We start from the raw sequence: 11582 nt of genomic DNA, 5'->3' as shown, positions 1-11582 counted from the left end.
CCCGAAACGACCAAGCCCCCGCCCGCGCCCGCCCGACACGCCCGGCGGTCACGATTCCGACACGGTCCTGTCAGGATCGCGCGTCCTGCCGACACCTCTGGATGAAGGAGGTGGGATGTGGACGTGACGACGGAGACGGACGAGGCAATCGTCCGTGCGATGGCGCAGGGCGACAAGGGCGCACTCGCCCGCGCGTTCGACCGCTACGCCGCCACCCTCACCCGCTACGCCTGGGCGATCGCCGCCGACCGCATGGAGGTCGAGGAGATCGTGCAGGACTCGTTCCTGACCCTCTGGCAGCGAGCGGCCACGCTCGAACTGCCGGCGGACACGATGCTGCCGTGGCTCCTGGTCGTCTGCCGCAACCACGCCCTGAACGCCGGGCGGAAGCGCGCCAAGCATCGGAGCGACGAGCTGCCGGAACACCTCGCCGCTCCGGAGGACCACGACGAAGCCCGTGAACGGCTCCGCTGGGTCCGCGCCGAGATCGCGGCGCTCCCCGAGACCGACCGGCGCATCTGCGAACTGTGCCTCCTCGAGGGGCACTCCTACGCCGAGGCCGCCGAGATCCTCGGGCTGAGCGTGGGAGCGGTCACCCAGCGGGTCTCCCGCAACCGACGTCGACTCAAGAAGGCGGTGATGCACGATGAACACTGAACCTCCCGAGGGAGACGAGCTGCAGCGCATGCTCGTCTCGATGAAGCGGAACGTCCTCGACCGTGCCGCACCGCGTCCGAAGCGACGTCGTGGTCGCTCCGGTCTCATGATCGGCGTCGTCGCGCTCCTCGCCGTGGGTACCGCGACGGGGGCCGTCGCGCTGACGCTCTCGCAGCAGGACGAGCCGGTCGCCTCGCCGGTGCAGACGCAGGAGCCCGAGCCGGCTCCGTCCGCGACCACGCCGACGTCCGCCCCGATCACGGCGAGCCCGACGCCGCGGCCCACGCCGTCGCGGAACACGGTCGCGACCATCCCCACCGACTGCCGCTCCGTCGTCCCCGCTCCGGACTACGACCGGCTGTTCGGCGAGACACCCGTGACCGAGACGACCCCGGGTGTCGACGCGCCCGACTCCGACCTCGGTCCGACGTCGATCTCGTGCCTCTGGCGGGACCCGCGCGCGGACATCTCGGGCATCTCGATCCAGATCGGAACCGGATCGGACGCGCAGCTGGCAGAGGCCGTGCGGCGCTTCCCGGACTTCGACGGCGGGGGCACCTGCGAGGAACGCGGCCCCGGCACCTTCTGCCAGTCGCGCGCGACGGTCGAGGGGTACGGCGTCGAGAAGGCGTACACCTTCTACTTCCGCGGCACCACGTGGATCGTCATCGACCAGACCAACGTCCCGACCGACAACCTGCTGGGTTCGTTGAGCGAGACGATCTGGGGGGACTGACGGCCTGGAGGCGCGTGGCGGGGACGACCCGCGCCTCCAGTCCGTCGGTGGGTTGCGCCCAGGGCGACCGTCAGTCGACGACGCGCGCCGCGACGATGTCGCGTGCCAGCGCGCGCACCGCGCGGGTCGGCTCCGGACTCGTGCGCATCGCGAGGCCGATGCGGAGGGGCTCCACCTCGTCCTCGAGTTCGAGCACCGCACCGTCGTGCCGCACCCCGGAGTCCGGCACGACCCCGACCCCGAGGCCGGCCGACGCGAACCGGATGACCGCGGGCATGTCGTTCATCTCGGCGACGATGCGGCGCCGGATCCCGAGCCGTTCGAGTGCGGTGTCGAGGATGATCCGGTTGCCGAAGCCGTGCGCGGTGTCGATGAAGGGCTCGTCGGCGAGTTCGGCGAGCGAGACCGCAGTCCGGTCCGCGAGCCGGTGGTCCGACGCCAGGAAGACCCGGAACGGCATCTCCCGCAGCGGCTGCACGTCGACACCGCTCGGGACCCCGGGCAGCCCGGTGTAGGCGATGTCGAGCCGGCCGGCCACCAGGTCCTGCACCAGGCCGGTGGTGCCCGACGGCGAGGTCATCAGCTCGACGGTCACGAGCGGGTGGCTCTGGCGGAACCGGCGGAGCACCCCGGTGAGGTCCACGATGTCCATGCTCGTGAAGATGCCGAGCCGGACCCGGCCGCGAAGGTCGGCGTCCTCCGCGGTCGCGAGGTCGCGCATCCGGTCGAGGGACTCGAGCACGGCGCGGGCGTGGGGGAGGAGGTCCTCGCCGGCCGCGGTGAGCACGAGATGGCGGCCCGTCCGGTCGAAGAGCCGGACCCCGAAGCTCCGTTCGAGCGAGGCGATGCCGGCCGAAACGGTGGATTGCGCAGCCCAGAGCCGCTCGGCGGCACGGGTGACGCTGCCCTCGGTCGCGACGGTGACGAACTGTTCGAGCAGCCGGGTCTCCATCGTCTGAGTATCGACCGCATCGATGGTCGACATCAAGAGCATCCGTTGGACTCGATGCCCGTCCAGCAGGATCATCGGAGCATGTCAACCGTCACCGAGAACCCGACGGGCACCGTCCCCGCCACCACCGCCGCGCCGGCCGTCGCCGCTCCGGCCGTCGCCGCTCCGGCATCCGCGAGCGACCGTGTCGTCGCTCCCCGCGGACGCCGTGCCCACACCCGGCGTCGCCACGGCTTCGGCTTCTGGGCCGTCGCCTTCGCGTTCCTCTCGGTGATGGCCTTCGCGACCGTTCCGGCCCCCCTCTACGTGATCTACCAGGCCCGTGACGGTTTCCCGACCTTCACGACCACCGTGGTGTTCGCGGCCTACGGCGTCGGAGTCGTCGGTGCGCTGTTCCTCGCCGGACACCTCAGCGACGTGCACGGACGCCGGCCGCTCATCCTCGTGTCGATCGCGCTCGAGCTGGTTGCCGCGGTCCTGTTCCTGGTCTGGAACGACGTCAGCGGCCTCATCGTCGCGCGGCTCGTCACCGGCCTGGGCGTCGGACTCCTGACGGCGACCGCGACCGCGCACCTCGGGGAACTGCGGGTCCGTGCGACGGGGTCGTCGTCCTCCGCCGCCGGCGCGAGCGTCGCAGCAGGTGCCGTGAACCTCGGCGGGCTGTCCCTCGGGGCGCTCGTCGGGGGCGCCCTCGCCGAGTTCGTCGGGCAGCCGCTGATGGTCCCCTACGTCGTGTTCGTCGTCGCGCTGACCGTCGCGTTCGTGCTCGTCCTCGCCGTTCCCGAGACGGTCGACCGTCCGTCGTCGCGGGTCGCCTACCGGCCGCAGCGGCTGCAGGCACCGGAGGGTCAGTCGGGTGCGTTCTGGGCCGCCGGCATCGCCGCGTTCGCCGCGCTCGCCGTGCAGGGCCTGTTCACCTCGGTCGCGCCGAGCTTCCTCGGGACGACCTTCCACGTGACCGACCGCCTGGCAGCGGGAGCGACGACCTTCGGCGTCTTCGCGGCCAGCGCCGTGTCGCAGATCGTCTTCGCCCGGCTCTCGCAGCGGGCGCAGATCCGCCTCGGGCTGGTGCTGCTCGTCGGTGGGCTCGTGGTCCTGGCGGTCGCAGCCGTGCTGCTCCAGGTCGCCGGCTTCATCGGTGGCGGGGTCGTCGCCGGCGCCGGCGTCGGGCTGCTCTTCAAGGCGTCGATTTCACGCAGTGCGTCCCTGGTCGGACCGGAACACCGTGGTGGCGTCCTCGCAGCGACGTTCCTCATCGCGTACGCCGGTCTGACCGTGCCGGTCGTGGCCGTCGGCGCCGCACTGCTCGTGCTCCCCACGCTGCCGGTGCTGCTGGCCTACGTGGTGTTCGTGGTGGTGCTCGCCCTCGTCGCGGGGACGCGCCTGGCCGCCCGGGCGTAGCGGCAGCCCCGTCGCGTCGGCGTCGCCGTCGCGTCGTCGCGTCGTCGCCCCGTTGAGGGAGCAGAAATCGTCGAGTCCGCACTCCGGACCCGACGATTTCTGTTCCCTCACGAGTGCGCCCGCGGGCCTGGAGGAACGGTGCCCGTCCGGCATACTGGGCGCGTGTCCCAGAAGCGCAGCCGTTCCGTCGTCGCGGGGGTCGCGGCCGTCCTGGCGGCCGGCCTCGTCGCCGGAGGCCTCGCGCTGACCGCACAGCGCGGCGCCGACGACCCGGTGATCGGCGGCGGCGCAGCGACCGTGACGCCGAGCGCCACCGCCGGGGACGGCACCACTGCCGACGGCACGGTGACGATCACTGTCGCCGGGCCGGACCTGCCCGGCGGCGACGTCCTCGACCGCTGCGGCGCCGACAGCCGGACGGCGGTCGCCCGCTACGACACCGCCGCGCTCGGAGCAGTCGTGCTGCAGTGCGGCAACTCGGGGCAGGGCTACGAGCACATCCGCGTCCGCCACACCCAGGACTGGGACGACGTCGTGACGGGCCACGGCTCGCGGGACTGGGACGACGCGATGCTCACCGCCGTGCGCACCGTGCTCGAGACACCGCGCACGGGGTACCCGCAGGACGCCGGCGACGGCAAGGTCTGCTACGCCGCTCCGGTGCGGTTCGACGACGGCTCACGCCCGGACGCGGAGCCCTTCGTGAAGGTCATCGTGTCGGCCACCACGGAGCGCGTCATCACGGCGTACCCCACACGCGACGACGGCTGCTGACCGGAGCCCGCGCGCCCAGCCCGGTCTCGGGTGACGCATGCGTGTGCACGTTCCGACGTTCCACCTGTCGATCGACTGGTGCCGTGTTGAATCCTGCACGCGCATCTGATGCGTGTACATGTTCCGACGTTCCACGCGTCGATCGTCTGGCGCAATGTCGGAAGATGCGCGTACACCGAACCGCACCCGCGGCCCGCACCCGCACAACCCGCACCCGGCACCCGCACCCCCGCGCCGCCGCACTCCCGCGGCAACCGCCTACGCGTGCACCTCGTGCTCGTGCCGCCGGTGCGACACCGGCTCGAGCTGGAACGTCGAGTGCTCCACGGGCACGTCGAAGTGCTCCGCCACGCACTGCTGCAGCTCGTCGAGGATCCGGGGAGCGTGCGCGGTCGAGAAGCAGTGGTCGTCCACCACGACGTGCGCCGTCAGGTTCGGCACCCCCGTGGCGACCAGGGTCGCGTGCAGGTCGTGCACGGCGATGACGTGGTCGAGCTCGAGGATGTGCCCGCGCACGGCGTCGAGGTCGAGCCCGGGCGGTGTCGACTCGAGCAGCACGTTCGCGGTCTCGCGCAGCAGCCGGATCGCCCGCGGCAGGATGAGCAGCCCGATCAGGATCGCCGCGATCGAGTCGGCCCGCTCCCACCCGGTCGTCATCAGGACGATCGCGGCGCCGATCACCGCGACGGAGCCGAGCGTGTCGTTGAGGACCTCGAGCCGGGCGGCCCGCGACGTGAAGGTCTCGCCGGAGGCCCGCAGCAGCACCCCGTACGCCACCAGGTTGCCGACGAGCCCGATGATCCCGAACACCAGCAGTGGCCCGGAGTGGATCTCCTCCGGCACGAACAGCCGTTGCACCGCGGAGATGATGACGTAGACCCCGACGGCGAGCAGGATCGCTGCCTGGGCGGTGGCGCCGAGCACCTCGGCCCGCTGGAACCCCCAGGTGCGCTGCGCGGTCGGGCTGCGCCGTGCGAGCCGCGTGGCGACGAGGCCGATCCCGAGCCCACCGGTGTCGACGACCATGTGCCCCGCGTCGACCAGCAGCGCGAGCGACCCGGTGACGACGGCACCGACGACCTCGGCGAGCAGGATGCCCGCGGAGATGCAGAACGCGATGAGCAGCGCGCGCTCCGACGCGTGCCCGTGCGCGTGCACTGCTCCGTGGTCGTGTCCCATGCCACCATCGTAGGTTTCCGGCCCGTCGACATGCCAGGATCGGGACCGTGAGCCGGTCGCCCTACGAGCTGAGCACCCCGCCCGACGTGCTGGCCCGCCTGCACCCGCGGCTCCGCACCTACTTCGGCCCGATCCCGCCCGGCCACGTCGGCCGCGGCGAGGGCGTCTTCACCGTGGTCGGCACGCCCCGTCGGTGGCTCTGGCCCGTCCTCGCCTGGTTCGCGCGCGACGGCGTCATGTTCCCGGTGTGGGAACGGGACGTGCCCTTCACCGTTGAGAACCGCCCGGCTCACGTCCGCCGGGGGTCCACCGGCCTGGAGGCGCAGGTCGCCGTCCGCGCGCACCGCACCTTCCGGTTCCGCTCGGGAGCCCGCACGATGGTGGACGCCATCACCGCCGAACCGGACGGGCTGGTCGACCACCTCGGTCGCCGTGGGCGCGTCAGCGCGCTCCTGCGGACGGAGGTCGACGGAACCGGTCCGGACGCGGGCGCCCTGCGCCTGGTCTCCACGCGCGTGACGTTCCGTGCGCTGGGACGCGAGGTGCGCCTCCCGGCCGTCATCGCACCGCGTGTGACGCTCGTGGAACGATTCGATGACGAAGCGGACCGGCAGCGCGTGTCCCTGGTGCTCTCGGCGCCGGTGGTCGGCACGCTGTACCGGTACGAGGGGGCGTTCCGGTACGAGATCGCGCCGGACACAGGACGGGGATGAGATGAGCGACCAGAAGGGCCGCGCCGTGATCGCGGGGGCGAGCGGCTTCGTCGGGCAGTACCTGCGGGACGCGTTCCGTGACGAGGGGTACCAGGTCGTCACGATCGGCCGGACGGGCGATGCGGTGTGGGGGAACACCCTGCGCATCCGGGAGCTCGTCGACGGCGCCGCGATCGTCGTGAACATGGCCGGCAAGAGCGTGAACTGCCGGTACGGGCGCCGGAACCGGGCGGAGATCGTCCGCTCCCGGGTGGACACCACGCTCGAGCTCGCCGAGGCGATCCGGACGAGCGAGCACCCGCCGCCGCTGTGGGTGAACGCCTCGACGGCGACGATCTACCGGCACGCCGACGACCGCCCCCAGGACGAAGCGACCGGAGAGCTCGGCGAGGGCTTCTCGGTCTCGGTGGCGAAGGCGTGGGAGGACGCCCTCTTCGCCGTCGACCTGCCCCGCACCCGCCGCGTCGCGCTCCGGATGGCGATCGTGTTCGGCGACGGCAGCGCCCTCGTGCCGCTGCTCCGCCTGGCGCAGGCCGGGCTCGGCGGGCCGCAGTACGACGGGCCGTGGTTCCCGACGCGCTCCCGGCTGCGGGCGGGGACGTACCACCACGACCGGCACACCCGCGGGCGTCAGCGGTTCAGCTGGGTGCACATCGCCGACGTGCTCGGGGCGATCCGGTTCGTCCGCGACCACGAGGACCTCGACGGTGCCGTCAACGTGTCGAGCCCGAACCCCTCGGACAACCGGACCGTGATGGCGACCATCCGTGACGCCGTCGGACGTCGCTTCGGGATCCCGACGTGGCGGTGGATGCTCGAGATCGGGTCGTTCGCGATCCGCACCGAGACCGAACTCGTGCTGAAGAGCCGGTGGGTCGTGCCGACGCGCTTGGTCCAAGCGGGCTACGAGTTCCGGTACCCGCACCTGCGCGGGGCGCTCGCCGGGATCATCGCCGAGCGTCGCCAGCACCGGGGCTGAGCGCGGGCGCGGGGGTCGCTGCGGGCGTCGCGGGCGTCGCGGGCGTGGCGGGCGTGGCCGTGGGCGTGGCCGTCGGGTCGTCGGGGGAGCAAGAATCGTCGTCCGGCACCGGCGCACCCGACGATTCCTGCTCCCTCGACGGGGCCGGGGCTGAGATGCCTGCCGGGCGGGCCGGGCGGGACGACCAGAGCACCGCCGCCACGACGACCACGCCCGCGACGATCTCGACCAGGTCCGGCACCTCGCCGAACGCCAGCCACGAGGCGAGCACCCCGACGACCGGTACGAGCATCGAGAACGGCGCGACGGTGCTCGACGGGTACGCCGCCATCAACCGCGACCAGATGCCGTAGCCGACGAGGGTGGCGACCAGCACGATGTAGGGCAGCCCGAGGTCCGCCGGCAGCGCCGCCGCCGTGAACGCCGTTCCGAGCGCCTGCCCGATCCGGTCCGGCCCCTCGACGACGAACGACAGCACGGCCATCGGGACCGGCGGCACGATCGACCACCACAGCGTCAGGTGCAGCGGGTTGGACGCCCCCGCGCGCCGGGTCGCGACGTTGCCGATCGCCCAGCCGAGGGCACCGCACAGGGCCAGCACGACGGGCAGGAGCGCCGCCGCCTGCGCCCGGTGCACGGCGATCGCCGCGAGGGCGCACACCGCGATCGTCACGCCGATCACCTGCCGACCGGTGAGGCGTTCGCGCAGGAACACCCCGGCGAGCACGACCGTGAACGGCGCCGAGGCCTGCAGCACGAGCGAGGCGAGCCCGGACGGCAGCCCGGCGGCCATGCCGAGGTACAGGAACGCGAACTGCAGCACCCCGAGCCCGAAGCCGACGAGCAGCAGTCGTCCGAACGGGATCCGCGGCCGTGGCACGAGCAGCACGGTCGGCACCGCCAGCAGCGTGAACCGGATCGCGGCGAGGAGGAACGGCGGGAAGTGCTCGAGCGCGATCGCCGTCGCAGGGAAGTTCAGCCCCCAGACGACGGCGACGACCACGGCGAGGAGACGATCACGGGGGAGCACACGACGAGCGTGCCGCACCGGGACCGTGCAGCACCAGCGCAGAGTGCTCCACCGACGTTGTAGCCTCCCTGCATGGTCGACTTCGACGTCCAGCTGCTCGCCGTCCTCCGCGAACTGGCCGAGCGCGGCAGCGTCACCGCCGTCGCCGCGGCTACGCACCGGACGCCGAGCGCCGTCTCGCAACAGCTCCAGACCCTGCAGCGCCAGGTCGGTGTGGCCCTGGTCGAGCGCGTCGGCCGCGGGGTCCGGTTGACGGAGGACGGGCGCGTCCTCGCGGGGCTCGCGGGTGGTGTGGCGACGGCGATCGCGCAGGTCGACGCCGCCTGGCGAGAGCACCTCGGAGGTGCCACCGGCCGCGTCGACCTCGCCGTCTTCCCGTCCGCGGCGGAACTCCTGCTGCCCGGGCTCCTCACCCGGATGCGTGAGCACCCCGGGATCGAGCTCGTGCTCGTCGACGTGGACGTCAGCGAGGACGAGTTCGGACCGCTCGCGGCCGACCACGACGTCGTGATCGGGCACCGGCCGGACGGGGCGCCCCCAGCGGGTCGGGCAGCGCTCGAGACCGTACCGCTCCTGCGCGAACCGCTCGACGTGGCGCTCCCGCTCGGGCACCGGCTGGCGACACGAGCACGGGTGCGCATCGACGACGTCGTCGGCGAGGAGTGGATCGGCGTGCCGGTGGGCTACCCGATCGACCGGGTGCTCACGGCGATGGCCACCGCGACGGACACCCCGCCGAGCGTGGGGTTCCGCACGGTCCACCTACCCGTGATCGAGAACCTGGTCGCCGCGGGCCACGGTGTCGCGCTCGTGCCGCGGTACACCTCGGGGACCCGCGCGCCGGGACGCTTCCACCTGGCCGAACTCGCGGACGTGCGAGCCGGTCGCCGCATCGAGGCGCTGGTGCGCCCGGACCGTGCGGTCCGTCCCGGTGTCCGCACCGTCCTGGAGGCGCTGGTCGCCGAGGCCCTGGACGTCACCGCCTGAGGTGGTGCGGTGCGCGGCGGGGCCGCCCCGCGCCTCCAGGCCGGATCCCCGGACCGGTCAGCGCACCTGGATCGGTGTGCCGAGCGGCAGCAGCTTCGCGAGCGCGCTGATGTCGGCGTTGTGCATGCGGACGCAGCCGTGCGACGAGTCGGTCCCGATGCTCGACGAGTCGTCGGTGCCGTGCAGCCCGATCTGCCCCGGACCGCCGCCGAACGAGTTCAGCACGTCGGAGAACGCGGTCGTGCCGTACGCGTACGGGCCGTACCCGGCGTTCGTCGGCGCCAGCAGCTCCGTCAACGCGAAGTGCCCCGTCGGGGTCGGTGTGCCGCCGGTACCGGTCGCGACGGGGTAACGGTCGACGACCGTGCCGGCCTTGTAGAGCTCGAGGGTGTTGGTCGACGTCGTGACCACGATCGCGTACGGGTCGGCGGACAGGTCGACGGACGCCTTCTCCACCCAGCCGGTGCTGCCGTTCGGACGCTGCGCGAGTTGCACCTGCACCCACCCGTCCTGCTGCGCCACCACGAGGAACACCAGCGGAGCGCCGGAGGCCTGGGGGTTCGTCAGGGTCGTCGTGACCGCGCGACCGGGGCCGGCGTGCACCGCGATCGACGCGCCGCGGACCGCAGCGACCGTCGACGTCGCCGGCGCGTGCACCGCGTCCACCGGAGCGCTCCCCGGCGTCGGTGTCGGAGTCGGGGTCGGTCCCCGGGTCGCACTGGGCGTCGGCGTGCTCGAGGCGATCGACGAGGGCGTCGAGGTCGGCGCGGCGACCGGAGCCGACCACGGCCGCATCGCCAGGACGACGATCACCGCAGCGACGGCGATCGCCACGACGGCGGCGAGCACCCCGGGGCGGAGGCGTGACGACGACGGTCGGGGCACGGTGCGGCTCCTCGGTTCGGACGTGGCGACGGCGCCCGGCGTGGAACTGGCCGGGCGCCGTCGGACGCCGCGGTGGGCGTCAGGTCGGTCGGTGCTGTCGATCAGCCGGTGAAGGCCGCGTTGCCCGGAACGGGGACCGCGACGGGGGCCGGGTCGTCCACCGGGGTGGGGTCGGTGCCCGGCGTCGTCGGGTCGGCCACGACCGTCACGGCGAAGCTGACCAGGATGCCGCTGTCGGCACCGCTCAGGGTGATGACGACGTCACCGGCCGGGATGTCGGCGCTGAACGTGGCGGTTCCGGAGACGTTGCCGTCCGCGTCGGCGGTGAAGACCTGGTCGGCGGGGAGGTACTCGAGGTCCTGCAGCAGGACCGCGGGCTGGACCTTCTCACCCGGCAGGAAGCCGGTCGCGGTGAACTGTACGCCCGGGTCGCGGAGCGACGACTGCGTGGTCGGGGTCGGGACGCGCAGCGTGCCGGTCGGCTCGGGGGTGAAGTAGGTGTTGTCGCTGTTCCGCGAGATCCCCGTGACCGTGCCGGTCGCGGTGATCGTCAGCGCGCCGTACGCGTTGATCGTGGCGTCCGGCGCGGTCGCGGCGAACTGGGCCTGGAAGGCGGCGAGGGTCGCCGGGGTGCCGGCCGCGATGGTGCCGACCGGGAGGCTGGCGGTCCAGGTGCCGTCGACGGCGGTGGGGCCGGTGGCCGAGGTGGTGAGGACGATGCCGTCGCCCGGGGTGTTGTCGGGCGAACCAGCGGCGTCGACCACCAGCGCGTACCGCGCGTCGCCGGTGGCGATGAGGTCGGCGGTGCCGAGACCGAGGCCGTCCTGCGATGCCTTCACCGTGCTGCGGACGTCGGTGAGGTCGGTCGCGGCGCTGCCGGTCGTGACGTGTGCGAGGAGCGTGTTCATCGGCAGCGTCACACCGCTCGCGCCGAACGTGGGCGTGCCGCCCGTGGTGAACCAGGTCGCCGGGAAGCTCCCGGTCGTCCAGGTGGTGAGGTCGTCCGCGGTGACCCACTCGGTGCCGGCCGGCGTCGCGGCACGGCTCTCGGGCGAGGCCTTCGCTGCGGTGCCCTCGCCCGCGGTGCCCGTGATGGACTGCTGGGACGCGGTGGGCGTCGGGGCCGGGGCGTTCTCGGCCGTCGCGACGCCCGGGAGGGCGACGAGCGCGGCTGCGAGCGCGGTCACCGCGGCGGCGGTGGCGATGGTGGTACGGCGCATGGATGGGTTCTTCCGGTTCGAGCACCCGAGCGGGGTGCAGCGCAGACCCGGTTCCGTGCTCCGCGTCGT

At 73.0% G+C, this 11582-nt stretch carries 12 protein-coding genes; 7 read left to right on the top strand and 5 right to left on the bottom strand.

The genetic code is table 11. The features are described 5' to 3' along the window. Positions 1–123: 123 nt before the first annotated feature. Positions 124–657: an RNA polymerase sigma factor gene (locus tag BIU96_RS14285; RefSeq protein WP_254786156.1), complete on the top strand. Its 534-nt coding sequence runs from the start codon at positions 124–126 to the stop codon at positions 655–657. Beyond that, positions 647–1393, top strand: a complete 747-nt coding sequence (locus BIU96_RS14280; RefSeq protein ID WP_139200055.1) for a hypothetical protein — start codon at positions 647–649, stop codon at positions 1391–1393. Before BIU96_RS14285 ends, BIU96_RS14280 begins: the two co-directional genes overlap by 11 nt. Before the next feature lie 70 nt (positions 1394–1463). On the opposite strand, the gene BIU96_RS14275 is transcribed toward BIU96_RS14280, so the two are convergent. Next, the gene (locus tag BIU96_RS14275) at positions 1464–2378 is read right to left on the bottom strand and encodes a LysR family transcriptional regulator (RefSeq protein WP_175477563.1); all 915 of its coding nucleotides are present in this window, start codon (positions 2376–2378) and stop codon (positions 1464–1466) included. 48 nt (positions 2379–2426) lie between these two features. Between BIU96_RS14275 and BIU96_RS14270 the strand changes: the two genes are divergently transcribed. Further along, on the top strand, positions 2427–3746 hold the full coding sequence (locus tag BIU96_RS14270) for an MFS transporter (protein WP_071293251.1): 1320 nt from the start codon (positions 2427–2429) through the stop codon (positions 3744–3746). A gap of 162 nt (positions 3747–3908) precedes the next feature. Continuing rightward, a complete protein-coding gene (locus BIU96_RS14265) occupies positions 3909–4520 on the top strand; it encodes a hypothetical protein (protein ID WP_071293250.1) in 612 nt (203 codons plus the stop codon). Positions 4521–4778: 258 nt separating this feature from the next. Here BIU96_RS14265 and BIU96_RS14260 read toward each other — a convergent pair whose 3' ends face one another. Next, on the bottom strand, positions 4779–5699 hold the full coding sequence (locus BIU96_RS14260) for a cation diffusion facilitator family transporter (protein ID WP_071293249.1): 921 nt from the start codon (positions 5697–5699) through the stop codon (positions 4779–4781). 47 nt (positions 5700–5746) lie between these two features. On the opposite strand from BIU96_RS14260, the gene BIU96_RS14255 reads away from it, so the two are divergent. Both BIU96_RS14255 and BIU96_RS14250 read left to right on the top strand, forming a co-directional pair. After that, positions 5747–6412 carry a DUF4166 domain-containing protein gene (locus tag BIU96_RS14255; RefSeq protein ID WP_139200054.1) on the top strand — a complete coding sequence of 222 codons (666 nt, stop codon included), beginning with the start codon at positions 5747–5749 and terminating at the stop codon, positions 6410–6412. 1 nt (position 6413) lies between these two features. After that, positions 6414–7391 (top strand): epimerase, encoded by a 978-nt coding sequence (locus BIU96_RS14250; protein WP_071293247.1) that lies wholly within the window; start codon positions 6414–6416, stop codon positions 7389–7391. Here BIU96_RS14250 and BIU96_RS14245 read toward each other — a convergent pair. Then, complete coding sequence (locus BIU96_RS14245; RefSeq protein WP_083402927.1) at positions 7360–8421, bottom strand: EamA family transporter; 1062 nt, start codon at positions 8419–8421, stop codon at positions 7360–7362. The genes BIU96_RS14250 and BIU96_RS14245 overlap by 32 nt on opposite strands. Positions 8422–8493: 72 nt before the next feature. Between BIU96_RS14245 and BIU96_RS14240 the strand changes: the two genes are divergently transcribed. Then, positions 8494–9408: a LysR family transcriptional regulator gene (locus BIU96_RS14240; RefSeq protein WP_071293246.1), complete on the top strand. Its 915-nt coding sequence runs from the start codon at positions 8494–8496 to the stop codon at positions 9406–9408. 57 nt (positions 9409–9465) lie between these two features. On the opposite strand, the gene BIU96_RS14235 is transcribed toward BIU96_RS14240, so the two are convergent. Together BIU96_RS14235 and BIU96_RS14230 are read right to left on the bottom strand one after the other, a co-directional pair. Beyond that, complete coding sequence (locus tag BIU96_RS14235) at positions 9466–10293, bottom strand: L,D-transpeptidase family protein (RefSeq protein WP_254786155.1); 828 nt, start codon at positions 10291–10293, stop codon at positions 9466–9468. Between the two features lie 101 nt (positions 10294–10394). Next, entirely contained in the window at positions 10395–11513 is a 1119-nt protein-coding gene (locus BIU96_RS14230) for a hypothetical protein (RefSeq protein ID WP_071293244.1), read from the bottom strand. Positions 11514–11582: the final 69 nt, after the last annotated feature.

Origin of the sequence: Curtobacterium sp. MCBA15_008, from assembly GCF_001865065.1 — a bacterium.
GTDB lineage: Bacteria > Actinomycetota > Actinomycetes > Actinomycetales > Microbacteriaceae > Curtobacterium.
Note: the sequence above shows the minus strand (reverse complement) of the source record. Positions and strands in the feature narration are given on the sequence as shown.